The 25,295-nt window shown below is 65.0% G+C and carries 23 protein-coding genes and 1 pseudogene; 7 read left to right on the top strand and 17 right to left on the bottom strand.

Going from position 1 to position 25,295, the window contains the following annotated elements; translation table 11 throughout:
- The coding region (locus Q8814_RS13095) for a hypothetical protein (protein WP_330152453.1) at window positions 1-315 on the top strand (315 nt) is incomplete at its 5' end.
- A 75-nt stretch (window positions 316-390) separates the two neighbouring features.
- Here the strand turns inward: Q8814_RS13095 and Q8814_RS13090 are convergent.
- Window positions 391-2,088, bottom strand: coding sequence for a fumarate hydratase (locus Q8814_RS13090; protein ID WP_330152452.1), 1,698 nt, complete (start codon window positions 2,086-2,088; stop codon window positions 391-393).
- A 229-nt stretch (window positions 2,089-2,317) separates the two neighbouring features.
- On the opposite strand from Q8814_RS13090, the gene Q8814_RS13085 reads away from it, so the two are divergent.
- Window positions 2,318-3,064 carry a CPBP family intramembrane glutamic endopeptidase gene (locus tag Q8814_RS13085; RefSeq protein WP_330152451.1) on the top strand — a complete coding sequence of 249 codons (747 nt, stop codon included), beginning with the start codon at window positions 2,318-2,320 and terminating at the stop codon, window positions 3,062-3,064.
- Between the two features lie 41 nt (window positions 3,065-3,105).
- On the opposite strand, the gene Q8814_RS13080 is transcribed toward Q8814_RS13085, so the two are convergent.
- Both Q8814_RS13080 and Q8814_RS13075 read right to left on the bottom strand, forming a co-directional pair.
- Complete coding sequence (locus Q8814_RS13080; protein ID WP_330152450.1) at window positions 3,106-3,321, bottom strand: maltose regulon activator MalT; 216 nt, start codon at window positions 3,319-3,321, stop codon at window positions 3,106-3,108.
- Window positions 3,322-3,409: 88 nt separating this feature from the next.
- The gene (locus Q8814_RS13075) at window positions 3,410-4,189 is read right to left on the bottom strand and encodes a helix-turn-helix domain-containing protein (RefSeq protein ID WP_330152449.1); all 780 of its coding nucleotides are present in this window, start codon (window positions 4,187-4,189) and stop codon (window positions 3,410-3,412) included.
- 87 nt (window positions 4,190-4,276) lie between these two features.
- On the opposite strand from Q8814_RS13075, the gene Q8814_RS13070 reads away from it, so the two are divergent.
- A complete protein-coding gene (locus Q8814_RS13070) occupies window positions 4,277-4,615 on the top strand; it encodes a DUF1330 domain-containing protein (RefSeq protein ID WP_330152448.1) in 339 nt (112 codons plus the stop codon).
- A gap of 11 nt (window positions 4,616-4,626) precedes the next feature.
- Here Q8814_RS13070 and Q8814_RS13065 read toward each other — a convergent pair whose 3' ends face one another.
- The 3 genes from Q8814_RS13065 to Q8814_RS13055 form a co-directional block, all read right to left on the bottom strand.
- Window positions 4,627-5,193: a mismatch-specific DNA-glycosylase gene (locus Q8814_RS13065; protein WP_330152447.1), complete on the bottom strand. Its 567-nt coding sequence runs from the start codon at window positions 5,191-5,193 to the stop codon at window positions 4,627-4,629.
- A gap of 761 nt (window positions 5,194-5,954) precedes the next feature.
- Window positions 5,955-7,886: a flavin-containing monooxygenase gene (locus tag Q8814_RS13060; RefSeq protein ID WP_330152446.1), complete on the bottom strand. Its 1,932-nt coding sequence runs from the start codon at window positions 7,884-7,886 to the stop codon at window positions 5,955-5,957.
- Window positions 7,887-7,980: 94 nt separating this feature from the next.
- Entirely contained in the window at window positions 7,981-9,144 is a 1,164-nt protein-coding gene (locus tag Q8814_RS13055) for an aromatic ring-hydroxylating oxygenase subunit alpha (RefSeq protein WP_330152441.1), read from the bottom strand.
- 221 nt (window positions 9,145-9,365) lie between these two features.
- On the opposite strand from Q8814_RS13055, the gene Q8814_RS13050 reads away from it, so the two are divergent.
- The gene (locus tag Q8814_RS13050) at window positions 9,366-10,103 is read left to right on the top strand and encodes a TetR/AcrR family transcriptional regulator (RefSeq protein WP_330152445.1); all 738 of its coding nucleotides are present in this window, start codon (window positions 9,366-9,368) and stop codon (window positions 10,101-10,103) included.
- A gap of 18 nt (window positions 10,104-10,121) precedes the next feature.
- On the opposite strand, the gene Q8814_RS13045 is transcribed toward Q8814_RS13050, so the two are convergent.
- The 7 genes from Q8814_RS13045 to Q8814_RS13015 all read right to left on the bottom strand — a co-directional run bounded on the left by Q8814_RS13045 (window position 10,122) and on the right by Q8814_RS13015 (window position 17,966).
- Complete coding sequence (locus tag Q8814_RS13045; protein ID WP_330152444.1) at window positions 10,122-11,372, bottom strand: NAD(P)/FAD-dependent oxidoreductase; 1,251 nt, start codon at window positions 11,370-11,372, stop codon at window positions 10,122-10,124.
- 17 nt (window positions 11,373-11,389) lie between these two features.
- The gene (locus tag Q8814_RS13040; protein WP_330152443.1) at window positions 11,390-11,581 is read right to left on the bottom strand and encodes a ferredoxin; all 192 of its coding nucleotides are present in this window, start codon (window positions 11,579-11,581) and stop codon (window positions 11,390-11,392) included.
- A gap of 55 nt (window positions 11,582-11,636) precedes the next feature.
- Window positions 11,637-12,791 (bottom strand): CaiB/BaiF CoA transferase family protein, encoded by a 1,155-nt coding sequence (locus Q8814_RS13035; protein ID WP_330152442.1) that lies wholly within the window; start codon window positions 12,789-12,791, stop codon window positions 11,637-11,639.
- Window positions 12,792-12,852: 61 nt separating this feature from the next.
- Window positions 12,853-14,016 (bottom strand): aromatic ring-hydroxylating oxygenase subunit alpha, encoded by a 1,164-nt coding sequence (locus Q8814_RS13030; RefSeq protein ID WP_330152441.1) that lies wholly within the window; start codon window positions 14,014-14,016, stop codon window positions 12,853-12,855.
- A gap of 308 nt (window positions 14,017-14,324) precedes the next feature.
- Window positions 14,325-15,110, bottom strand: coding sequence for an SDR family NAD(P)-dependent oxidoreductase (locus Q8814_RS13025; protein ID WP_330152440.1), 786 nt, complete (start codon window positions 15,108-15,110; stop codon window positions 14,325-14,327).
- A 63-nt stretch (window positions 15,111-15,173) separates the two neighbouring features.
- Window positions 15,174-15,959: a PaaI family thioesterase gene (locus tag Q8814_RS13020; RefSeq protein ID WP_330152439.1), complete on the bottom strand. Its 786-nt coding sequence runs from the start codon at window positions 15,957-15,959 to the stop codon at window positions 15,174-15,176.
- Window positions 15,960-16,235: 276 nt separating this feature from the next.
- On the bottom strand, window positions 16,236-17,966 hold the full coding sequence (locus Q8814_RS13015) for a class I adenylate-forming enzyme family protein (protein ID WP_330152438.1): 1,731 nt from the start codon (window positions 17,964-17,966) through the stop codon (window positions 16,236-16,238).
- 305 nt (window positions 17,967-18,271) lie between these two features.
- On the opposite strand from Q8814_RS13015, the gene Q8814_RS13010 reads away from it, so the two are divergent.
- Window positions 18,272-19,069 (top strand): SDR family NAD(P)-dependent oxidoreductase, encoded by a 798-nt coding sequence (locus Q8814_RS13010; protein ID WP_330152437.1) that lies wholly within the window; start codon window positions 18,272-18,274, stop codon window positions 19,067-19,069.
- A 364-nt stretch (window positions 19,070-19,433) separates the two neighbouring features.
- Here Q8814_RS13010 and Q8814_RS13005 read toward each other — a convergent pair whose 3' ends face one another.
- The 3 genes and pseudogenes from Q8814_RS13005 to Q8814_RS12995 all read right to left on the bottom strand — a co-directional run bounded on the left by Q8814_RS13005 (window position 19,434) and on the right by Q8814_RS12995 (window position 21,594).
- On the bottom strand, window positions 19,434-19,589 hold the full coding sequence (locus Q8814_RS13005) for a hypothetical protein (protein WP_330152436.1): 156 nt from the start codon (window positions 19,587-19,589) through the stop codon (window positions 19,434-19,436).
- Window positions 19,590-20,086: 497 nt separating this feature from the next.
- Window positions 20,087-20,179, bottom strand: a pseudogene (locus tag Q8814_RS13000) (mismatch-specific DNA-glycosylase); the annotation flags it as partial.
- Between the two features lie 23 nt (window positions 20,180-20,202).
- The gene (locus Q8814_RS12995; protein WP_330152435.1) at window positions 20,203-21,594 is read right to left on the bottom strand and encodes a carotenoid oxygenase family protein; all 1,392 of its coding nucleotides are present in this window, start codon (window positions 21,592-21,594) and stop codon (window positions 20,203-20,205) included.
- Between the two features lie 194 nt (window positions 21,595-21,788).
- Here Q8814_RS12995 and Q8814_RS12990 point away from each other — a divergent pair, with 194 nt between their 5' ends.
- Window positions 21,789-22,733 carry a restriction endonuclease gene (locus Q8814_RS12990; protein WP_330152454.1) on the top strand — a complete coding sequence of 315 codons (945 nt, stop codon included), beginning with the start codon at window positions 21,789-21,791 and terminating at the stop codon, window positions 22,731-22,733.
- A gap of 131 nt (window positions 22,734-22,864) precedes the next feature.
- Window positions 22,865-23,587 (top strand): DUF1906 domain-containing protein, encoded by a 723-nt coding sequence (locus Q8814_RS12985; RefSeq protein ID WP_330152434.1) that lies wholly within the window; start codon window positions 22,865-22,867, stop codon window positions 23,585-23,587.
- Here Q8814_RS12985 and Q8814_RS12980 read toward each other — a convergent pair.
- A complete protein-coding gene (locus Q8814_RS12980) occupies window positions 23,574-25,013 on the bottom strand; it encodes an MFS transporter (protein ID WP_330152433.1) in 1,440 nt (479 codons plus the stop codon). The genes Q8814_RS12985 and Q8814_RS12980 overlap by 14 nt on opposite strands.
- Between the last annotated feature and the right edge of the window lie 282 nt (window positions 25,014-25,295).

Below are 25,295 nucleotides of genomic sequence, written 5' to 3'. Positions count from 1 at the left end.
AGGGTGCGCCACAAGGTGCATGCCGCCTCGTTCGACTTTCTCGCACCGGGTGCCGTACTCGAAATATGCGTCGTCACGGGCGCGCACGGCCCCGAGCTCAAGGTTCGTTCCCGCGACCACGCGATCGATTTCGTTCTCGGCATGACCACGCACTTCCGCGTCGTGCCCGTCCTCGATGTCGATACCTACCGCGCGCTGTGCGGCGTGCTCGACCCGGGCGAGGAGCCCGAACCCGCCATGGTCACCGGTTTTCTGCGGAATGCGGTCGCGCAGTCGCCGGCCGTGCTCTCGCGAACGCACGCCTGCGCCGCCTGACCGCAGTCTCGCATACGGGTCGGCCCCGTCGGGAGAGATTCCCGACGGGGCCGAACTGCATTCTGCTGCAAAGGGTTACAGGCCGGGGCGCTTCCCGACCGTGAGCGTGACCTCGTCGGTGTGGGCGAAGAAGTCGTTACCCTTGTCGTCGACGACGATGAAGGAGGGGAAGTCCTCGACGTCGATCTTCCACACCGCTTCCATGCCGAGCTCCTGGTACTCGAGCACCTCGACGTTCTTGATGCAGTCGAGCGCCAGCCGCGCGGCCGGGCCGCCGATCGAACCGAGGTAGAAGCCGCCGTGCGTGTCGCATGCGTCGGTGACCTGCTTCGAGCGGTTGCCCTTGGCGAGCATCACCATCGAGCCGCCCGCCGCCTGGAACTGTTCGACGTACGAATCCATGCGACCTGCAGTGGTCGGGCCGAACGAGCCGGATGCGAGACCCTCGGGTGTCTTGGCCGGTCCGGCGTAGTACACCGGATGGTCCTTGAGGTACTGCGGCATCTCCTCGCCGGCGTCGAGGCGTTCCTTGATCTTGGCGTGCGCGATGTCGCGCGCGACGACAAGGGGGCCGGTCAGCGACAGGCGCGTCTTGACCGGGTGCTTCGACAGCTCCGCGAGGATCTCGGGCATCGGCCGGGTCAGGTCGATCTTGACGGCGGCGCCCTTGCCGGTGCCCGATACGCCGGCGGTCTCCGAATCGAGGTGCTCATCGGTGACCTCAGGCAGGAACCGGCCCGGATCGAACTCGAGCTGTTCGAGGAACACGCCCTCGGGGGTGATCTTGGCCTTGGCCTGCCGATCGGCGGAGCACGACACCGCGATCGCGACGGGCAGCGACGCGCCGTGGCGAGGCAGACGCACCACGCGCACGTCGTGGCAGAAGTACTTGCCGCCGAACTGCGCGCCGATGCCGATCTTCTGGGTAAGCTCGAAAACCTTCTTCTCGAGTTCGTGGTCGCGGAACCCGCGACCGGTCATCGCGCCCTCGGAGGGCAGTTCGTCCAGGTAGTGGGCCGACGCGTACTTGGCCGTCTTGAGTGCGAACTCGGCGGAGGTGCCGCCGACGACGATCGCGAGGTGGTACGGCGGACACGCCGCGGTGCCGAGGGAACGAATCTTGGCCTCGAGGAACTGCATCATCGAGTCGGGATTCAGGATCGCCTTCGTCTCCTGGTACAGGTACGACTTGTTGGCAGATCCACCGCCCTTGGCCATGAACAGGAACTTGTAGGAGTTCTCGTGGCCCTTCGCCGTGTCGGCGTACAGCTCGATCTGCGCCGGCAGATTGTTGCCGGTGTTCTTCTCTTCCCACATCGTGAGCGGAGCATTCTGCGAATAACGCAGGTTCAGCCGCGTGTACGCGTCGTACACACCGCGGGCGATCGCTTCCTCGTCGTTGCCGGGAGTGAGCACCTGCTGGCCACGCTTGCCCATGACGATCGCGGTGCCGGTGTCCTGGCACATCGGCAGCACACCCGCAGCGGCGATGTTGGCGTTCTTCAGGAGATCGAGCGCGACGAACTTGTCGTTGTTCGAGGCCTCCGGGTCTTCGAGGATGCTCGCGAGCTGCGTCAGGTGGTCGGTACGCAGGTAGTGCGAGATGTCGTGCAGCGCGGTTTCGGTGAGCAGGCGCATCGCCTCGGGCTCCACCTTCAGGAAGGTGCGGCCGTCGGGTCCTTCGACGGTGGACACCCCCTCGCTGGTCAGCAGCCGATATTCGGTGGGGTCCTCACCGATCGGCAGCAGGTCCTCGTAGAGGAAGTCGGCCATTGTTTCTCCTGAACGGAAGGGCTGGTTTCCGTAGACAGGTTAGTCGCGTGAAAGCAAGGCCTTGACAACGGGGGATGTGACGCAGATTATGCACGCGCAATTCAGTGAAATGCATCACAGCTGGACGTCCGTTCAATTGCTTTGCCGGTATAATTACTAGTATGCTTTGCAGCCCCCAGAACGCCCTCGCCTGTTCCGCTCCAGTCGGCGCGAGTGGGTGGGGCCGCGCATGACAGTTGAGGCTGCAGCACAACCGCCGCTGACCCGGCTACCTCGCCTCCACGCCTGGCTCGACGTCACCGTCGTGATCGCGATGCTGGTCGCAACCAACGTGATCGCGCATTTCACCACCGTGTGGGCCTCGATCGCTACCGTGCCCATCGCCGCCGCCGTGCTGGTAGCGATGATGCGGCACCGCGGGATGCGCTGGTCGGAGCTCGGATTGTCGCCCCGGCACTGGAAGCGTGGCACGGCCTATTCGGTCGGTGCCGTGGCATTGGTTCTCGCCGTGATCGCAGTCGGGATCGCCCTGCCGTTCACTCGGCAGTTCTTCCTGTCCGAGCGGTACGCGACCGTCTCGGGCGCGCTCGTCGCGTCCATGATCATCATCCCGCTGCAGACCGTCATCCCCGAAGAGCTGGCCTTCCGGGGCGTACTGCACGGCACCCTCGAACGCGTCTGGGGCGCCCGCGGCGTGTTCGCGGCCGGCTCACTGCTGTTCGGGCTGTGGCACGTCGCGTCGTCCTTCGGCCTCACTACCGGAAACGCCGGTCTCAGCGGTTTTCTCGGGGTGGGGATCTGGGGCCAGATCCTCGGTGTCGCGGGGGCGGTGGTCGCGACCGCCGCGGCCGGTTTCGTGTTCACCTGGTTGCGCCGACGCAGCGGCAGCATCCTGGCGCCGATCGCGCTGCACTGGTCGCTCAACGGCGCCGGCGCTCTCGCCGCCGCGCTCGTGTGGCACATAACGGTGAACTGACCGCGCGCACGATCCGTGTGGTCGTCGGGTCCTGGAGACGGTCAGTCTTCCGGATTCTCCACCCACGTGCCGTACGGCGGCGGGCCCTCACCCTGGATCTGGACACCGAAGGACGGTGAATGCTTCCACACGTATCCGTGGAGGACATGTTCCTCCGACGTCTCGGTGTTCATGACCACGACGTCCCCGCTGGGACGCTCCTCGAGGACGTAACCGCTGTTCCGTCCATCCAGGACCCACCACTTCGTAGTGCTCATGATCGGTATCCTCCGGATCTGCTGGACAGTCTCCGCAAAGAACCGTACCGCGAGGGGGCGGCGCGGGGGACCGGTTCGGACCGCGCGCTCACCGAGCGTGCAGTGCAGCGGCCGTGCGGTCGTCGGCAGGATAGAAGGCCTCGATCGCCAGCTCCGACACGGTCACGTCCAGCGGTGTCCCGAACAGCGTCGTCGTGCTCAGAAGCGACAGCTCCCCGGCATCGGTGCGGAGATGCAGCGGCACCACCAGCGCGTGCGGCTCGGTGGAGGTGCCGGGATCCTCGCATGGATAGGCGGACAGCTCGTCGTACAGGCGCCGCAGCACCGGATCGCCCGTCGCCCCGATCTGATGCCGCAGACGGCTCAGCAGGTGCTCGCGCCACTGTCCGTGATTGACGATGTGCGGCGCCAGGCCGCGTGGATGCAAACTCAGACGCAGCACATTGACCGGTGGCTCGAGCAGTTCCGGCGCGCACATCGAGACCAATGGGGTCACACCGTCGTTTGCGTCGATCATCGTCCAGTGCCGATCCACGACCAGCGCGGGAAACGGTCGATGCGACGACAGGATCCGGCCGATCGCGTCGGAGACCGCAGCGAGCGGCACATCACCGAGCCGGTGCTCGGGATACGCGGGCGCGAGCCCCGCGGCAAGCAGGATCGAATTGCGCTCGCGCAGCGGTATGTCCAAATGCTCACTCAGCTTGAGCAGGGTGCTGCGCGACGGGCGGGAGCGGCCGGTCTCGACGAAACTGACGTGCCGCGCCGAGATGCCCGCGCGATTGGCGAGCGCGAGCTGGCTGAGGCCGCGCCGCTCGCGCCAATGGCGAAGCAACCCACCGGCCGACTGCTCCTGCACACCGATCATGATCCCGACACTAGAGCCGGTGGGGAACCACCGCCATTACCTTCCGGGTAATCGATTCGCGGCCACAACCGGGGCATCGTCGGCGGCATGAACGCATACGCAGTTGCACACCTTCGTTCCGTCGACTTCGGAGCCGAAATCATCGAGTACCTGCAGAAGATCGACGCCACCCTGGCACCGTACGGTGGCCGGTTCCTCGTCCACGGCGTCGACCCCGAGGTGAAGGAAGGTCCGTTCCCCGGGCACCTCATCGTCATCGAATTCCCCGATCTCGGACAGGCCCGCGCGTGGTACGACTCGCCCGCCTATCAGGAAATCCTGCCGTTGCGCACGGAGAACTCCGACGGCTCGGCAGTTCTCGTCGACGGCGCGCCGTCCGGCTATCGCGCCACCGACTACCTCGCCAAGGTGATCGGGTCGTCCTGACCGGGAGTGGGTTACGGGAGGATTCCGGCGGCCCGGGCCGGTTCGGCGTACGCCCGCGCGAGAGTGTCGACGGTGTCGTGCGCGTTGAGACCGCTCGGATTCGGTACGACCCACAGCGGCACACCGGCGACCGTGTCCTCCTGCAATCCCGTCACGGCCTTGCGGCGGCCGAACGCGGCCCGGTAGGCGGTGATGCCGGCCACCGCAAGTGCATGCGGCCGGTATTCGGCGACTACGAGCTCGAGGCGTTCGGCGCCGGCGCGGAGTTCTGCCGGGGTCAGTTCGTCGGCTCGGGCGGTGGCGCGGGGCACCAGGTTGGTGATGCCGACGCCGCGCTCGAGCAGGTGCGCGGTGTCGGCGTCGCTCATTCCGGACGAGGGGTCGATGCGGCGGGTGATGATGCCTGCCCGCAGCAGCGCCGGGTAGAACCGGTTGCCGGGGCGGGCGAAGTGCGCGCCGGCCGCTGCGGTCCACAGCCCCGGATTGATGCCGACGAACAGCAGCCGGCAGCCGGGACCGATCAGATCGGGGACCACAGCGTCCCGGTACGACTCGAGTTCGGCGCGTGTGAAACCCACCCGACCACCGTAGTCCTGCGGTTCTGACTGGGCCGGCGTCCACGTCGAACCAGAACAGCGCGTCGACAGCCTCGGTGGAAGTCATCTGCTCCCGCTCCGGCCGATCGTCGAGACGACGCGGTGGTTGCCGGTGAGCAGAACGGGACCGCCTTCGTTGAACTCGGCCTGGGCAAACGGTTCGAGGCGATGATGCAGAAAATCTTCACCAATCCGACGTGACCGTGGACGAACCCGTCGGGAACATGATCGAGGTCCGTGGGTGTGTTCGCCACCGAATCGCCCCCGGCATGCCCGAGGCGATTTGAGGCTCCACAACTCCTGTGACGTCCCGTCCCGCAGCCGAAGCTTTGGGATCGACGCGCAGGACTTGATGAACACTTATGGGTCGTCTGGCACCCGATGATTCGTTTGATGCAATATGCGGCGGTTGATCCGACCTAAGAACCCACTACCGGTCGGTCGCCGTTCGTGGCCATGGAGGAGTGGATCTGGCGTGCCGTTCGCAAATCGTTGCCTGAGTTGGTCATACGCAATGAATGACACGATTGTGGAACAACTCGACGCTGCCTCGCTCGTACAAATGTTTGCTCGAGTATCTTGATCCGGTTCGCATGCCTTCGACCGGACCGGACCTGTACGTCAGCACCACCCGGACGTGTCGCCAGCGTGTGCACTCGGCGGAGGTGCACACGCCGGCGACCGGCGACCGGGAAGGGAGTATCAGGTAAGGCCGTTCCTAATTGAATTCGGAATGGCCTTACCTATTTCGCGATGTAGTCCTCGAGGTCGGGTGTACGAGTCAAAGTCCAGTAGTCGACGTTGCGCCAGGGCATTGCGGCAACAACCCGGCCGGCGGCATTGCTGTACCAGTTCGTCATTCCCGGATGCGTCCAGATGAGGCGCTCGTGCTCTGCGTCGATCCGCTTGTTGAATTCCTCGGCTACGTCGGGCTTCACCTCGACGCAATTCAGTCCACGCTCGACCATCTGGATGAGGAGCTGGCTGATGTACGAGACGCTGCATTCGGTGGAATAGATGGCGCTGCCGCCGTGTCCCAGAGCGGTGTGCGGACCCCCGACAATGAACAGGTTGGGAAAGTTGGGGACACTGACGCCGACATAGGCGGAGGCATCGTCGTCACCCCACTGTTCGTGCAGAGACACACCGGACCGTCCGCAGATGTCCATCGGCCAGAGCATCCGGCTGGTCTGGAATCCCGTTGCCAGGACTACGATGTCCGCCTCGTGGGCGGCACCGTCGGCGGTGAGGACATGGTGCTCGTCGAAACCGGCAATCGCGTCGGTGATCAGTTCGACGTCGTCGCGCTTGATCGTCTTGAACCAGTTGTTATCCATCAGGATGCGTTTGCCGTAGGGAGGATAGTCCGGCAGGACTTTTTCGCGAAGATCGGTGCGGTCGCCGAGTTGTTCATCGAGATACTTGGTGAAGAAGATCCGATGCTTGTCATTGGCGGCGCTGACCGAACGCTCCGGATGCGGCCACTCCGGATCACGGTAGAGGGAGGCGAGAAGTTTGTCCTGGAACTGCCAGTTGAGCCGAAGTCGGTAGAAGTCCGCGTAGTAGGGAACCTGTTCCATGAGGAGCCGGGTCCCATCGGGGACGTCACGGAGGTAGTTCGGATTCGGTGCAATCCACTGTGGTGATCGCTGGAACACCAGCACTTTTTCCGCAGTGTCGGCGATAGCCGGAACGATCTGCATCGCGGTGGCCCCGGCTCCGATGACTGCGACGCGCTTTCCGGTGAGATCGACCTCGTGATCCCACCTGGCGGAATGGAACATCGGACCCTCGAACAGACCCATCCCGGGAAGGGAGGGCGTGGACGGTCGGCTCAGTTGGCCTACGCAGCTGATCACGATCGGAGCGTCGAGGACTTCATGCGAGCCGTCGCCCTCGAGTATCGAGACATGCCAGAGTTGAGCCTCCTCGTCCCACGCCATCTTGGTGACCTCGGTCCGAAACCGGATGTTCTGGACGACCCCGAAGTCGCGGGCTGTCTGCTGGATGTAGTCGAGGATCTCCGGCTGTTTGGCGTAGTATCGCGTCCAGCCACGGCGGGGAGCGAACGAGAACGAGTACATGTGTGTCGGGGTATCGACGCCGGCACCCGGATAGTCGTTGTCCCTCCATACGCCGCCGACCGCGTCGCTCTTCTCGACGATCGTGTAGCGAATGCCGAGTTTCGCGAGGGTGGCTGCGGCGGCGATGCCCGAAGGGCCGGCCCCGATGATGACTGCATTCAATTTGTCCGCACTTGCCGGACGTGTGCCGGAGGACCACGCCGTTCCACCCCGGGGACGGAAACCTGCCTCCTCGGCCATCGTTGTCGCGTATTCGGGCGGAATCGATTCTCCCAGTGAGATGCTCAGCATCTTGATGACATCGTCGTCCTGCGGGGGAGCGGGCAGTTCGAGATTTCCGTCTCGGAGGGCGCGGAGAGTGTCGAAGGCGGCGGCGCGGATCTCCTGCTGCACATTGTCCGGTAGCCCGCCGGTGTCGTTGTCGTGGAGGGCGAGAGTCCGGGTCGGACGATACGGCTCTTCGAGCCACTTGGGGTCCCGTGTGACATGCGCGAGCACGAGCAGAAGGGTGGGCAGGTTTGCCTGCGTGAGCGCAGTCTGCAGCTGCGCATCATCCGCGGACAAGGTGACAGAAAGTTGCTCTAGGTTCATGTGGTGGCCTTCCTTGCGTGTACAGCTCGGATCTCGAGACCTGATGCGCCTGCTCGTACCCGAATGTGGGAGGGGTGATTTCAGTTCCGGGGTGTCAGGGGGTGGTGAGGGTGTGGTCGATCCATTCGTGGAAATGGATGAGTCCGGGTTCGTTGCGGCCGAAGACGAAGGAGTCGCTGGCGCCGGCTTCGATGGCGCGTTGGGTGCGGATGCCTTGGGGGAAGTCTTCGGTGTCGGTGACGCCGACGAGCAGGTCGAGGTTCTTGGTCAGGTAGGTGCGGGCTTTGTCGGTGATCTCGCCGAGGCCGTAGATGTTGGTGGTGACGATGCTTTCGTCGGGGCCGGCGCCGGGGAAGACCTGCCAGGTTTCGATGTGATCGATCTGGTGGACGATGAGGGCGTTGGGGTAGAGGAAGTACTGCAGGGTGACATAGGGCAGCAGGTTGCGTTCGGCTTCCGGCTTGTCGAGTTCGGTGACGATGTCGGAACGGACGCCGGCGAAGAGCAGGGTCGAGTCGAAGCTTTCGAAGATGTTGGGGGTGGAGAAGTAGTAGGGGCCGATGCTTTCGCGGTGCAGGGAGAAGATGTGGTACGACTCGAGGAAGGTGTCGATGACCAGCTTCCAGTTCAGTGGCAGTGTCCGGGTGCGTGAGTCGGCCAGGCGGTAGTTGCCCAGGTTCAGGTCGGCCAGGTCTTGGTCGGCGCCGCCGAGGAGGGTGTCGGGGTCTTGTCCGGCTCCGGTTCCGCCGGTGGCGAGGGGTTCGACGAAGACCAGGCCGTGGCGTTCGACGACGTTGAGGGCGCGCATACCGAGCAGGCCCTTGTCGCATTCCTTGAAGCCTTCGCGGGCGAGCGGTTGGCCGAGCAGACGGCCGTACATGTCGAAGGACCAGGAGTGGAACGGGCAGGCGATGCCGCGTCCTTCCAGATGTCCGTGGTCGTCGGGGAAGATGCGGGCGCCGCGGTGGGTGCACATGTTGACCATCGCGCGCAGCAGTCCGTCCTCGCCGCGGACGACCACGACGGGAAGTCCGGCGAGGTCGAGGCAGAAGTAGTCGCCCGGCATCGCGGCGTCACCGGCGAGTCCGGCGAACAGGAACCGGCCGCGGAAAATCTTCGCGAGTTCTTGTTCGTGCAGCTCCGGGCTGGTGTAGGCCGAGGTCGGCTGGGTGCGGACCTTGTCCGCCATCGTCGCGGTCTTGGTATCGCGCAGCGCGACGAACCGGTTCATCAGTTCCATCTGGCGTTCGTGTCGCACGGTATCCCCTCACGGGTCGAGCGCTCGAGAAGTGTCGACCGCTGTCCTTTTTCTAGTTTCGATTAAATTTCACGATAGCAGTGGCGGGGAGGGTTCACCACCCCCGCAAATCGGTTCGGCGTGGCGTGAGGTGCCCTGAGTCGAGCAGATGGGCTTTGGTCCCGGATGTCGAAGGGTGAGTGGATGTCCGCCGCGATGAGCTGCCGCTGTACTATTGAACAGTGGCTAGAAAAAAAGCAGCGGAGAAGGCCGACCCGACGCCTGACTCGAAGGCGGATTCGAAATCTGCCCGAACACGCGAGCGGATCCTCGATGCTGCGGCGCACGTGCTGAGCGTGAAGGGCTATGCAGGTACGCGACTTACGGATGTCGCGGAATATGCTGCGCTCCAGGCTCCCGCGATCTATTACTATTTTGCTTCCCGTGAAGATCTCATCGAAGAGGTCATGTGGGTCGGCAGTGCCAACATGAGAACGCAGATCCAAACCATGCTGGACGCCCTGCCGTCCGATCTGACACCGATGGACCGGATCTTGGCCGCCGTCGAACATCACCTGCGCTACGAACTGCAGATTTCCGACTACACCACTGCCGCGATCCGCAATGCGGGCCAGGTACCCGAACAGATTCGCTCCAGACAGCTCGAGGAGGAGAGCAAGTACGGGGCTATCTGGCGCGAACTGATACAGGCGGCCGCCGATGCCGGTCAAGTGCGTTCCGAGCTCGACAAGCACGCTGCTCGGATGTTCGTGGTCGGTGCCCTCAACTGGGCCGCCGAGTGGTGGACCCCGCGGTGGGGCTCGCTCGATACGGTGGTGGAGACCGCCAAGTCGATGGTTCGGCACGGTCTCGGCACTACCGATTCGGAGTTGTCGGTGCCGGGCGCGAGCACGCGGACGGCGACGGCCTCACGTCGTGCGGGTACCCGGAGGGCCGTCACCACCGCTGAATCCGTGTGAGTCTCGCGGGAAGCAGATCTACCTGGCGAACGCCAACTTCGCCGCAGCCTGCTCCCGACGGACTCGGGCGAACTCGAGCGCGTCGTTCCAGCTCGTTTGTTTCGTGATCAGCCCACGGTATTTCATGATCTCGGTCTGCCCGTTGACAGTGAGCGCGCCGGCGAGCCGATCATTCTTGCGATAGAGCGCGACCCACTTTCCGCTGGTTGTGACGTCACCGTCGACCACCGAAACCTCGTCTGCATCAGGGAATCCGACGAACTGGATCCGGCTGTCGTACCAGTCCGACCAGAAGTAGGGCACAGTCGAGTACGGCTTCGCTGCCGCGGGGTCGAGTGCGTTGCGTGCCGCCGCGGCGCCCTGCTCGGCGGCGCTGGTCCAGTGCTCGAGGCGTTGTAGTCGACCGAGGAGCGGATTATGCCACCGAGCCACGTCGCCGGCCGCGTACACGCCAGAGACACCGGTGAACAGGTTCGCGTCGCATACGATGCCGTTGTCGAGTGTCAGACCGGAACCTTCGAGCCATTCCACCGACGGCACGGCGCCGATTCCCACGACCACGAGATCTGCCGGCAGGACGGTGCCGTCCGCGAGTACGACTCGTTCGACGTGTCCGTCGCCTTCCACCGAGGAAACTCCCACACCGCACAGCAACTTCGTGCCGTTGCGTTCGTGCAGTGCGGCGACGGCGGCGCCCATCGCGGGGCCGACGGCACGTACCAGGGGGGTGGGAAGGGCCTCGACGACGGTCACGTCGACACCCCGTTGACGGGCGTTCGAGGCCACCTCGGAGCCGATGAATCCGGCGCCGATCACGACGGTGCGGGCACGAGCCTCGAGCGCGGCGCGGATGCCCTCGGCATCGTCCAGGGTTCTCAGGCCATGGACACCGGCGAGCCCCTGCGTTCCCGGTAATTCCCGCGCGTGGGCGCCGGTGGCGATGATCAGGACGTCGTATGGTACGACACGGTTTGCGACGTGCACTTCCTGCTTTTCGGTATTCAGGCGTGTGGCCGGAGAACCGAGGATCAACTCTGCGTCGAGTTCGTGTGCGAACGCCTCCGCCGAGCGGAAGAACGGAAGCTCGGGTCGACCGCCGTCGATGACGGGTTCGAGGTACTTCTTGGAGAGCGGTGGGCGATCGTAGGGCAGGTGGCTTTCTGCACCGATCACAGTGATCGGGCCGTCGAATCCGGATCTGCGTGCCGCCTCGACAGCGCGCAGACCGGCCAGGGATGCGCCGACGACGACGAAGTGTCTCTCGCTCATCGCTTTCGTCCTCCTGCCTATCGCTCGATGTGCAGAGCCGCGGTGGGGCAACTGGCGATCGCTTCTTCCACGGTCGCGAGCTCGTCGGCGGCGACATCTTCCTTCAGAAGCTCGAGTTCGCCGGACTCGTTGACCTCGAAGAAGTAGGGCGCCAGGGACTCACACACGCCCAGGCCGGTGCACTTGGTGCGATCGACGATGACTTTCATTTCGTTTCCTCTTATCTGCGTGTAGAACTGTTCGGTGGTTTCGTGGGTGAGACGGTCATGCCTGGGCAGCGACACCCTCTGCGATGAGTCCGTCTGCGTTCACACCCGCTCCCGTGAGCACCGCACGGGTGTGTTCACCGAGCGCCGGCGGCAGCGGAATCTCGGTGGGGTGAGAATGCGCGGAGAATCGGGGAGCGAAGCCGGGCTGGAGCACTCCGTCGGGCGCGACAATGGTGCCCCGCTCGGCGAGGTGTACGTGGTGGGCCGACTCGCGCAAGCTCAGCACCGGTGCCACGCATGCGTCGGTCCCGGCGAAGATCTCGGTCCATTCGGACTGGGTGCGGAGCTGGAAGACCTCGGCGAGCCGCTTGCGCAACGCCGGCCATCCATCCCGGTCGTTCTGAGCGCGCGGATCCTCGTCGAGCTCGAGCAGTCGTAGCAGTTCGGCATAGAACTTGGACTCGATCGAGCCCACGGCCATGTAGCGGCCGTCGGACGTCTCGTACACCGAATAGAACGGCGCGCCACCATCCAGCAGATTGACGCCGCGCTCGTCGGTCCATCGCTCGGTGGCGAGTAACGCGTGGGTGCCTGCGAGCAGATGGGAGGCGCCGTCGACGATGGCCGCGTCCACGACCTGTCCACGGCCCGTCAGCTCCGCCTCACGGAGCGCTGCCAGGATGCCGATCACCAGATAGGCCGAACCGCCGCCGAAGTCACCGACGAGGTTGAGGGGAATCTGCGGTGGGCCCCCGGCCGTTCCGATCGCGTGCAACGCGCCGGTCACCGCGATGTAGCCGAGATCGTGGCCGGCGGTGTGGGCCAAGGGGCCGAACTGACCCCAGCCGGTCATCCGGCCGTAGACCACCTTCGGGTTGCGTGCCCACACGGCGTCCGGGCCGATACCCAGCCGTTCGGCGACACCCGGCCGGAATCCCTCGACCACCACGTCCGCAGTCTCTACGAGTGTGAGGAACGCCTCGACCGCCGAGGGCTGCTTGAGGTCGAGTACAACCGACTGTTTGCCGCGGTTGAGCAGGTCCTCTTCCGGCGGAGGACCGGCTGTCTCGCCGCCGGAGGGGCGGTCTACCCGGATCACGGTCGCGCCCATGTCAGCCAGATGCATGCATGCGAAAGGCGCCGGGCCGATGCCGGCCAATTCGAGCACGGTCAATCCGGCCAGCGGTCCGGTGCTGTCGCGCTGCGTCATTGCTGCTCCTTCTCAGTTCCAAAGCTCTCTGCGATCCGGGGATGGAGACGCAGGCGGGGTGTCAGGGGGTGGTGAGGGTGTGGTCGATCCATTCGTGGAAATGGATGAGTCCGGGTTCGTTGCGGCCGAAGACGAAGGAGTCGCTGGCGCCGGCTTCGATGGCGCGTTGGGTGCGGATGCCTTGGGGGAAGTCTTCGGTGTCGGTGACGCCGACGAGCAGGTCGAGGTTCTTGGTCAGGTAGGTGCGGGCTTTGTCGGTGATCTCGCCGAGGCCGTAGATGTTGGTGGTGACGATGCTTTCGTCGGGGCCGGCGCCGGGGAAGACCTGCCAGGTTTCGATGTGATCGATCTGGTGGACGATGAGGGCGTTGGGGTAGAGGAAGTACTGCAGGGTGACATAGGGCAGCAGGTTGCGTTCGGCTTCCGGCTTGTCGAGTTCGGTGACGATGTCGGAACGGACGCCGGCGAAGAGCAGGGTCGAGTCGAAGCTTTCGAAGATGTTGGGGGTGGAGAAGTAGTAGGGGCCGATGCTTTCGCGGTGCAGGGAGAAGATGTGGTACGACTCGAGGAAGGTGTCGATGACCAGCTTCCAGTTCAGTGGCAGTGTCCGGGTGCGTGAGTCGGCCAGGCGGTAGTTGCCCAGGTTCAGGTCGGCCAGGTCTTGGTCGGCGCCGCCGAGGAGGGTGTCGGGGTCTTGTCCGGCTCCGGTTCCGCCGGTGGCGAGGGGTTCGACGAAGACCAGGCCGTGGCGTTCGACGACGTTGAGGGCGCGCATACCGAGCAGGCCCTTGTCGCATTCCTTGAAGCCTTCGCGGGCGAGCGGTTGGCCGAGCAGACGGCCGTACATGTCGAAGGACCAGGAGTGGAACGGGCAGGCGATGCCGCGTCCTTCCAGATGTCCGTGGTCGTCGGGGAAGATGCGGGCGCCGCGGTGGGTGCACATGTTGACCATCGCGCGCAGCAGTCCGTCCTCGCCGCGGACGACCACGACGGGAAGTCCGGCGAGGTCGAGGCAGAAGTAGTCGCCCGGCATCGCGGCGTCACCGGCGAGTCCGGCGAACAGGAACCGGCCGCGGAAAATCTTCGCGAGTTCTTGTTCGTGCAGCTCCGGGCTGGTGTAGGCCGAGGTCGGCTGGGTGCGGACCTTGTCCGCCATCGTCGCGGTCTTGGTATCGCGCAGCGCGACGAACCGGTTCATCAGTTCCATCTGGCGTTCGTGTCGCACGGTATCCCCTCACGGGTCGAGCGCTCGAGAAGTGTCGACCGCTGTCCTTTTTCTAGTTTCGATTAAATTTCACGATAGCAGTGGTGCCGCCGGTTCACCAACCCCCGGAGCTCGCAGCGGATCCGAACCTCGGGAAAGAGGACGGACGTGAACGCAGTTCGACGCCCGTGCGTGGCTCACCCGGAATACGGTGACGCCCTCGGCGGAGGCGAAACTGCGACTAGCTCGCGCTGACCTGTGGCTATGGGTACGAATGCGTCATCGAGGGCATCCTGCCGACGCGTCACCGCACGGGCGTTCCGGCACCGCTATACGCTGTACCCACCGTCGACTGTCAGCGTCTGTCCAGTGATCCAGCTTGCCCTGTCGGACATGAGGAATCGCGCAGCCTCGGCGATGTCGTGGACCGAGCCGAAGCGGGGCAATGGAATGGTCTTCCTGGCCACTGCGAACATCTCCTCGGTGTAATCCCCACGCTCGAGGAGCTGATCCCACATGCCTTCCCCCTCGATCAGGCCGACTGCGATGCAGTTCGCCCTCACGTTGAAACGGCCCTCCTCCACCGCAATTCCGCGAATAACCGCTTGAACGGCCGCCTTGGGCGCGACCGACAACAGGTCTCGTTTCGGGTACCGCGTGATGCCGGGAGTACTTACGGCGAGGACCGAACCTCCGTTCTCGCGCAGGTGCCGAAGGGCCGGTTGCAGGAGGTTGAAACATCCCTTCGCATCCACATCCACAGTCTGGGAGAAGATTTCCGGGGTGATCGCGGAGACGTACTTCATCGGAATGTGCGGACCTGCGGCATACACGACCCCGCCGAGCTCGACGGACGACGAGACCTCGTCCACCACGTCCCGGGCGGCTTCGGGGTCCGTCAGATCGAGTTGGACGATCCGAGAGGACCGGCCCAGCCCGGTCACTTCGCGGGCAATCTTCTCAGCTGCAGCAGCGTTGCGTCGGTAGGTGAGGGCAACGTTCCAGCCGTCCTCTGCCAGCGAGCGGCTGATCGCACTGCCGAGGCCGCCTGATCCTCCGGCCACCAGAACCCATCGTCCTGCGTCGGAACATGCTTCGGGGTGATCGGTCGTCATGGGTTCTCCTCGGGTCTGATGTCACAGAACGGGCGACGGACGTGGCCACTTGCGAAGTGCGAGTCAGTCGCGGGCGAGGTCGGGACGAACGCGCGAGGGGCGCACGATGCCCTCGAACATCCTCGCTAATTGGTCGGGACGCAGCATCGCAAAACTGCCGGTCGCCACGACCAGATGAACTTCGGGATCCGACTCGGTGGCCAGTGTGGCTTCGGCGAAGAACCTCCGGCTCCCAGAGTTCGGATCCTCACCGAGCACGCGTCCGGTCAGCACGAGCGGCACTTGGAGCGGAACGGGCCGTCGATACTTCACGGTGAGATCCACCGTCACACCTGCATGGTTCGCCGCGGCGACGGTCTGGCCGAGCACCTGGTCGAGCAGCATTGCGCTGACTCCTCCGTGGCAGAACATGGGAGGGCCTTCATAAGCCAGCCCGACCGTGCAGGTCGCACGCACTCCCGTCTCGGTCGTGGTGAACACGAGAGGAGGAGCGATCGGGTTCCCTTGCCCGTAGGCGGGGTTGTAGAGGCGAAGGCCGTTCTCTGGATCATCGACCAATGGCATCTCGGCCCGGCTTCGACGGGTACCGGCCAGTGACGCTCGGACCTCGGCGACCATGCGGGCCGCTTCGTCGATTGCCTCAGCCGGCACTTCGGTGCAGACGGTGTCCTCGATCAGGTCGCGAAGACCTTCTGCGAGTGCGACGGCTGCGGTGCGTCGCCGCCTGATTGCGTCGGAGTCGATCAGCCGGTCGGAATGGGAAACGCCACCGACCAGTGCCACGCCGGGCATCCCGAGCGATTCGACGGACCCCGGCTCAGGGGTATTCGACACAGGGGTATTCGACACCGTCAACACCTCCACTTCCATTCAGGGCGCATCGGGCAAGACCTGCCGGGCACCGTATCGCCGCGCCGTACGTCACAGGGAACCCCACCGGCCGGCGTCACCGCAGGCATCCGAACGATCGCCTACGGCGCAAGTTGTTCTGTTCTTGGGAATGAATCCGATTCTGCGTCGACGTCGAACACAAAGCGATCATGCGGGCTGTACGGGACTCGCCGAGGCGGTCGTTCATCCGTGACGACGGCCTCGGCGAGACGCGTGCCTGCCGGTGCGGTCCGATCAGACCCGGCTCTGCGTCAGTGCGGATTCCACGAGCTGTTTGAGGCGGAACTTTTGGACCTTGCCTGTCGCGGTCGTGGGAAGCATCTCCGCATCGACGAACACGACGTGCTTGGGCACCTTGAACCGCGCAAGGTGGGACTTGCAGAGGTCGATCACCTCATCCTCGGTGACGGAGTGACCCGGGGTCCGGGCGATGATCACACAGCCGATCTCACCCCACCTCTCGTCCTGCAGTCCGATTGCGAAGACCTGGCTGATCGCTTCGTGTGCAGCGAGGAGGTCTTCGATCTCCTTCGGCATCACCAGTTCGCCACCGCTCTTGTACAGTTCCTTGCTGCGCCCGGTGACCTGGATGTATCCGTCGGCGCGTACCCGTCCGATATCGCCTGACCGTAGCCAGCCGTTGCCGTCGAAGGCTTCAGCGGTCTCCTTCGGTTTGTTCCAGAATCCGATCATTGCCGTCGGACCGTACGAGAGCAGTTCACCCTCTGCTCCGCTCGGAAGATCCTCGCCGGAATACGGATCGACTGCCTTGTACTGGACCAGTACATCGGTACCTGGAATACTCGCCGCGCCCGCGAGTTTCGGGCGTCCGACGGTAGTGGAGACGAGTTCCAACGGATCTTCCGGAAGGGTCAGCGTCATCGAGCCGCCGCATTCGGTCATTCCGTAACCCGTGCAGATCTCACTGACCCCGAAGTCGGATTCGAACTGCTGCCACAACCACACGGGAGCCAGCGCCGCACCGCACAAGATCGCCTTCAGCGACGACAGGTCGAACTCGTGGCGCTGCGGACTCTGGGCCATTGCCACCGCCATCGTCGGCACACAGATCATGTCGGTTGCGCGATGTCGTTCGATTCCGCCGAAGTAGCCCACGGGCGAGAATGTGGTCTGCGGAATGACAGCGCCGCCCACGAACATCACCGAGAGCAGTCCCTCGACATACGCAAACATGTGGTAGCAGGGCAGGGAGAACAGGGTCCGCCTACCGTCTTCGTACGCACGCGTCAATGCCGAGGAGTACGCCGTACGCAACACCGCATCGTGGGTGAGCAGCACCCCCTTCGGTGAGCCGGTGGTCCCCGACGTGTAGAGCATGTCCGCGATGCCGTCGGGGGCGCGGTGCACGGCATCGGAGGCACCGGCGTGGCGGTCGCCGAGTTCGCCCAGCCCTGCTACGGAGAGCACATCGTCACGTGTCCGATCGTCGGTCGAGAAGAGCACGACTCGACGCAGGTCCGGAACCGCATCCTCCTGGTCGGCTGGCCGATCCGCGAATCCCGCGGTGTCCCACCCCGGCGCGATCGCATCGAGCATGTCGAGGTAGTCCAGGCCGGCGAACCCGGTCATCGTGATCAGCAGTCGGCATTGCGACTGGGCCAGAACGTATCCCAGCTCCTCTTGCCTGTATAGATAGTTGAACGGGATCGCGACGGCACCGGCCCGCGCGATAGCGAACTTCAGGGGAACGAACTCGGGGTAGTTCGCCACCAGCAATCCGACCCGGTCGCCGGGGCGAATTCCCGCAGCAATCAAGCCGTCCGCCAGGCGTCGAGACGAGTCCGCAACCTGCGAGTAGGTCAGCGTGGTTTCGTCGGTGAGTACCAGCGGGCGATCCGGATAACGCTCCGCACTGTGGTCGAGCCATTCGTCCAGCGTCCGGGTTGTCCACGTGGGGTAGTCGGCACGCAGGAGTCGGCGGCGACGATCGATGTCCTTGGTCATTCTGCCTCTCAGGGTATCGGGGGGGGCAAACATGGCGGAAGGGGTGCATGACAGCAGGCAGAGGCGTCCGTGAGGCCGGTGAAGCGGGAGGAGCAGCCCGACGAGGCGCGCGTGACCCTCCACATTTCGACCCGTCCAGTCCTCGCGCTGCCAACGTTCGCTTCGACAGGTCGGGTGCGAGCCGGGCCCGAGGTTCGAGCCAACGAGTGACCGAGAAGGTTCGTACCACTCGCTCATATTTCCTAATTTAACATAGAATAGTAAGATGAGTCACGTCAACGACTGCAGATAGAAGGAGAGCGACGATGGATCTTGGACTTGCAGCGGCCCGGGTCGTGGTCACGGGCGGCGCATCGAACATCGGGCGTGCGATCGTGCATGGCTTTGCCGCAGAAGGTAGTCGAATCGTCATCTCCGACATCGACAAGGTGCAGGCGGACAAGGTTCGAGAAGAAGCGCTCAGCTTGGGCGCTCAGGCCGTCGAAGTTGCGGCCGGCGACCTGACGGAGCGGGGGGTAGCCGAGAGAGCTGTCGGCGTCGCGGTGGGCAACTGGGAAGGAATCGACGTCTTGGTCAACAACGCCGGCTGGAGTGTTCCAGGCTTCCTGGCCGACGACACGGACCGCGCAGTGTGGCAGAAGACCGTCGAGATCAACTTGTTCACGGCAATCGCAAGCACACAGGCTGCCCTGGGGCCGATGGCAGAGGCGGGACACGGCTCCATCGTTTTCATCGCCAGCGATGCAGCCTTCGGTCAGATCCGCCAGGGAATCTACGGCGCGACCAAGGCCGGGCTGATAGCGCTCGCACGGACGACCGCCAAGGAACACGGTCGTCACGGGGTCCGTTCAAATGTGGTCTGCCCCGGTTTGGTCATTCCAGAGGGCCCCGAGGCAGTGGGAGGGGCAAGTTTGTGGTCTGCCGGACAGGACTCGGTGTTCAACGACAAGCAGATCGACTTTGTTCGTAAGGACACTCCGCTCCGCAGGCTCACCACGGCGGCCGACATCGCCAATTCGGTCCTCTGGCTGTCGTCGAATACAGCAGCACGGCAAATCACCGGTCAGGTGTTCTCGGTCAGTGGGGGCTACACGATGCCATGAGTGCGCACCTTCTCGGGAACGGATGAAAGGCACGCTCGTGGCGAAAGGCTGGTCTCAATCGATCAATGCAATCCTGCGCCCGAGTGTGTTTCCGGGGACCGTGGCACGCAGGGGTCTGCGCAACCTCGCAGGCCCCCGGGGGAACAAGGTGCCGTTGACACGTGATCGCTCAGCGATCCGAATGGAATCTCCTTGGCGCTATGCCCATCGGCGCCGGTTCCCTGTCGCTCCTCCCGATTACACGCCGTATGCGACTATCGAAAGAACTCCGTCAACCAACCGGGGACGGCCGTGACGGTGGTGACCGGACCTGTGAAGGCGGTCATGACGAATCGCTGTCGAGGTCGATGGCCATCTGCTCGGCTCAGGCGCTGATCGTTTCCCATTCGCGGAAGTCGCCCAGCGGGGAGGCTGTGGCGTGCGCGGGCATGTGGAGGGTGAGTCGCTCGCCGATGCCGATCGGTGGCGCCTCGGGGTCGTAGGCGCTGAAGAAGTTCTCCTCACCGCGTGGCTTCAGCAAGGAAGTGAGCTCGTCGAACTTCTTGGGCCGTGTCGCCTCGAGGACATTGTTGCCCTCGGCGTCGACTGCTCATTGCATAAGTGGACCTCGCTTCGTGCGAAAAATCGGGAGTTCAGTGTATTCGGCCAGCAGGTACGGTAGCGCGCCTCCGCCCGGTCATCGTCGATGTCCCTGTCGTCCACGAAGGCTCGGCGTGCGGTGCGGAGAAGGACGAGCGCGATGCGGCGTTTCGATGGGTCAGCGAACAGCCTGCGCGGCGACCCGACGGTCGATTCAGTGCCGGGCGTCTGTGAATGCGCTGCGAATGGCCAGTCCTGCCAGAACGCCGAGGGCGGCTCCAAATGCTGCACCCAGAGCGATGCCGGGGCACCCACGATTGCGATGCCGAGGACCGTCCCGATTCCCGCGCCGTATGCGATGTCGATTCCGCAGCGTTGTCGAGGACATTGTGCTGCGGTGCCATACTCAAACGATACGACGGGGGCGGCGCTCCCGGTGATACCGACGAACAGCAGCCGGCAGCCGGGACCGATCAGATCGGGGACCACGGCGTCCCGGTACGACTCGAGTTCGGCGCGTGTGAAACCCACCCGACCACCGTAGTCTCCGGTTCTCACTCGTCGGGCAGCCACGCTCCGTGCAGTCCCGCGGGCACCCGGATCGGCAATCGCACTCGTGCGACCGGACCGGTCGCCGGGTCCTCCGCGGGGAAGATGAGGAACCAGCTGGTCAGGTCGGCGCGGTCGGTCGCGATCGAGCCCCAGTAGCCTGCGCCTCCCGAGTCGCTCGACAGGTACGCGGGTTCGCCCGGGGTCAATGTGTCGTCGGCCCACACCGTTTCGGTGCCGGCGTCCACGTCGAACCAGAACAGCGCGTCGGCGGCCCCGGTGGGGAGTCTTCTGCTCCCGCTCCGGCCGATCGTCGAGACGACGCGGTGGTTGCCGGTGAGCAACCTGTCGTCGATGCGGGGGAACTCGATGTCGCGCTCGTGCAGCGTGGTGCGGGTGACGCCGTGGCGGCCGATGATCGCGCGGCGCAGCAGGCTGGCGTTCGGCGCCACCCGAGCGGTCAAGCCTCCGGGATAACGCCATTCGATGTAATCGAGCACGACATCACCGTCCGGCCGCTCGAACGCGTTGACGGTGTGCCACATCCAGAACGTGTCGGTGGAATACCAGCGCACCGGGCCGCCGTCGCGGGGGATCAGCGCGATCCGGACCCCGCGCTCGGGTTGCCACTGCAGTGGCGAGCCGCCGCTGAAGATTTGCGCCAGGTCGAACTCCATCGGGGCGAGCACCAGAACGATGTGGTTCGGGGTGAGCGCCATGTCGTGGATCATCAGCGGCCGGTCGGCGCCCTCCACCGGAGTCGCCGCTCGCGTCACGGAGCCGTCCGGGGCGATCACCGACCACGTCAGGTACGGCGCGTCGAGGACGTAACAGAACGCGACCAGCTCGCCGGTGTTCGGATCGATCTTGGGATGTGCGGTGAGTCCGACCGGAAGCGCGCCGCCGAAGACTTCCCGTCCCAGGGTTTCCAGGCCGGACCCGAGCGCATACGGCGGTGCCGACTCGGCGAGTGCCAGCAATCGGCCACCGTGACGAATCACGTTGATGTCCGGCAGCTCCCGCATGGTGTTCGCCAGGTCCGGACCCACCTCGTCGGCCGGCGGGAAATACGGGTCGGTGACGCCGGCCCACAGTGCGCGTCCGGCCTTCTCCTCCGCCACGACCTGAGGGGTGCGGACGAATCGGTTCGTGTAACGAACGGTGCCCTCGTCGATTGCGACACGATGCACCATGCCGTCCCCGTCGATGGGGTAGAGATAGGTCCCGATCGGATCGAATCGGGGATTCGGGCCGTTGCGCACATAGCTTCCCTGCAGGTCGCCGGGCAGTTCACCGACGACCTCGAGGTCGCCGACGTCGACCTCCTCGCGTTGCGGAGCGAACAGTCCGCTCAGATGCGAGTGATGGGCCATGTCGACGGGTGCGGGCCGGTTCATTTGGACACCTTCCGGGAGTTCGACCGCGGCCGATCTTGTCACCGGTTCCCTCGCAAATCGTACGCTCGCCGCGCGCACCGGCCGAAGCTTCCGCATCATCGGCTAGGGTATTTCCGACGTACACGACCGAATCCGCGGCCACGCCGCCGGTCGGTCGAGAAGGTGACACGGTGGCCGCGATGTTAGGGGAAGGTGTGCAGCGACGGAACGCGATCGGGAACTCCGTCCGGAGCACCGACGGCGGGGAAGCGTCGTTGCCGCCGTACACGGATCTCCTCTGGCCCACCCTGCAGGCAGTGATCGAACTGGACGGATCGGGTGTCATCGAGGACATCGACGCCGCAGTGATCGAGCGCGAAGGACTGTCGGAAACGGCGCAGGCCGTCTTGCACGGTGACGGCCCGGGAACCGAGATCGAGTACCGCGTGGCGTGGGCCCGCACCTATCTCAAGGGCATGGGACTGCTGTCCAACACTCGTCGCGGCGTGTGGAGCGTGACCGATCGCGGACGCGCGGTACGCGAGTCCGAGATCAAGCCGATGCAGGTTGCCTACACCGCGGAGAAGCGCCGCAAGCGCATGGTGCGCAATTCCTCTGCGGGTGGACAGGTCGTGCCGCTGGCCGCGGCACCGGAAGACCCCGAACTGTGGCGCGAGCCGGTTCTGGGTGCGGTCACAGATCTGCCCGCGGAAGGCTTCGAACGTCTCGTCGGCGCGGTGTTGCGGGCGGTGGGCTTCACGACGCTGTCCATCCCGGCGCCCGGCACCCGCACCGATTTCGCGAACGGGGTCGACGCCTACGTCGAAGGGACCGGGGTGCTGCGGGTGTCGCTGCTGAGCTTCTCGGTGTTCTTCCGATTCCTCCACGGGCAGGAACGCGCCGGCGCCGACGTGGTGCGCGAGTTCCGCGCCGCGATGGTCGGGCGCGGCGAGAAGGGTCTGCTGGTGTCGGCGGGCTCTTTCACCGAGGACGCGCGCGCCGAAGCCCACCGCTACGGTGCACCCCCGATCGACCTGGTCGACGGGGACGGCCTGTGCGATCTGCTCAAGGAACACGGACTGGGGGTGCGGACGACGACGCGCACTGTCGAGGACATCGCCCTGGTTCCGGCGTTCTTCGCGGAACTCGCAGGTCGCTGAGGACTCTCCGCGTCCACCCCGATCTTGTTTCCCGCTGTTGCCGGTGGGGACGGTGTGATTGTGGTGCAATACCGGGTGGCACATCCGGCTCCCGTGCGGAAGCCCGGACCACACACCCGAAGGCAGGTGCGATGACTTTTTCTCGTCGAGACATGCTGCGGTACACGGCAATCGGATCGGGAGCCGTTCTGGCGTCGGCGCTCACGGCGCCCGGCATCGCCCAGAGCCGGGAGGTCCTCGGCACGATCGTCGACTATTCGGCGGAAGTGCCCTCGTCGGCATCGATTCGTGCCGCTGGGCACAGCGGAGCGATCCGGTACGTCTCCGACCGGCGACCGGGTGCCGAGTGGATGCGCGCGAAGCCGCTGACCGAGAACGAAGCCGACGCACTGATCGCGAGCGGACTCGAAGTGGTGTCCTGCTACCAGTTCGGCAAGGGCGAGACCGCCGATTGGCTCGGCGGGTACGAGGCAGGGATCCGCCATGCCCGTCGCGGTCTGGAACTGCACCGCGCGGCCGGGGGACCGGACGATCGCCCGATCTACGCGTCGATCGACGACAATCCCAGTCTCGCGCAGTTCACCACGCAGATCGTGCCGTACCTGCTGGGCTGGCAGGAAGTGGTCGGTCACGCCAACACGGGCGTGTACGCCAATTCCCCCACCCTCGACTGGGTGACCACGGCAGGACTGGGATCGTTCTACTGGCAGCACAACTGGGGCACACCCAAGGGCTACGTGCATCCGTCGGCGCATCTGCATCAGGTCAGCGGCGGAAAGATCGACGGCATCGGTATCGACGTCAACCATGTCCTGGTCGGCGATTACGGACAGTGGTCGCTCACGAAACTCTAGAGGTGTCGCTGGAACGCAGGGTGGGCGGCGCGGCAGGAATCAACGCGGTGAACAGCAGCGCGACCACGGACGCGAACGCGGCGATCAGGAACGTGAGCCGGAAACCCTCGAGGGAGGGAATCACCGCGTCGCCGATCCGGGTCGTCATGGCGGCCAGCACCACACCGATCACTGCCGCTGCCGTCGAGGTACCGACCGAGCGCATCAACGTGTTGAGGCTGTTGGCCGCGGCCGATTCGCTCAGCGGGACCGCTGCCATAATCAGGGCGGGCATGGCAGCGTAGGCGAGGCCCACCCCGGCCCCGATCACCATCGAAGCGACGACGATGTGCCACAGGTCGCGGTAGAGGAAGTAGGCGAGTAGATAGCCGAGCCCGACGGTCGCGGCGCCGGCTGCGAGTGTCACCCGCGGCCCGAACCGCGATGTGATGCGGGCCGATACCGGCGACAGCGCCATCATCACCAGACCGGCCGGAGCCAGCGCGAGTCCGGCGAACACCATCGTCTGCCCGAGGCCGTAACCGGTCTCCGGCGGCGCCATCAGCAGCTGGGGGAACGCGAGGACGTTGGAATACATCGCAAAACCGAGGGCGATCGAAGCCAGATTCGTCATCAGCACGGGACGCCGCCCCGACAAGCGCACGTTCACCAGGGGCCGCGACAAGCGCATTTCGTACCAGACCCATCCGGCGAACACGATCACGGCCCCACCGAACATGCCGATCGTGACCGGGCTCGTCCACCCCCACGAATTGCCCTTCGTGACGGGCAGGAGGAGCAGCACCAAACCGATGGACAGCAGGACCGCCCCGGCGTAGTCGAAACTGCCGGGGTTCCGTTGCGGTGACTCGGGGATGTAGCGCAGTACCAGCGCGATACCGGCGAAGCCCATGACCATGGACGCGACGAACAGCATGTGCCAATCCCACGATTGCGCGATCAGAGCGGCGAACGGGAGGCCGATCGAGCCGCCGACACCGAGGGTGGCGCTCAGCGTCGCCATCGCTCCGGGTATGCGACGAGGTGGCAGCTCGTCGCGGAGGATCGCGATGGCCAGCGGGATCGCGCCCACCGCGGCGCCTTGGAGCGTGCGACCGGCCACGAGGGGAAGCAGTGTCGTCGAGATTGCGCACACTGCCGAGCCGAGCACCATCATGCCGAGACTGCACAGCAGCATCCGTCGCTTGCCGAACATGTCGCCGAGCCGGCCGCTGATCGGGGTGACGATCGCTCCGGCGAGCAGTGTCGCGGTGATCGCCCAGGAGGCGTTCTCGGGTGTTGCACGCACGAGCAGAGGTAATTGGGGCAGCACCGGAACGATGAGGGTCTGCATCAGAGCCACACCGATACCGCACAGCGCCAGAACCGGAACGATGCCCCGGGGCGCGGGGAGTTCCCGCGTGGGACTCGGCGTCTCGACGACCATCGGCCTCCTCGGTCAGGGGGCCGCACGGATCCACGGCCGAAAATTAGTGCGCCGTACTCACGACACGTGCATTGTGTCTAACACGTGAGCCGGCGGAATGCGCGAAAGGTCCCGCGCAGTGAACACTTCGGCGTTTCAGCATTGACAGTGCTGCGCCGGGTCGGGTTCGTCCGGGGTGACGGTCAGCGGGGGTCGCTCGTCCGGGACCGCCCACACCCCGCGCCACGACAGCAGCGACCAGCGTGAGAGGCCGGACAGCGCGGATCCGAGACTGCCGAAAGA

The organism is Rhodococcus chondri (assembly GCF_036327435.1).
GTDB classification, from domain to species: Bacteria; Actinomycetota; Actinomycetes; order Mycobacteriales; family Mycobacteriaceae; genus Rhodococcus; species Rhodococcus chondri.
The sequence above is the reverse complement of the archived record's forward strand: the minus strand, read 5'-3'. Positions and strand labels throughout refer to the sequence as shown.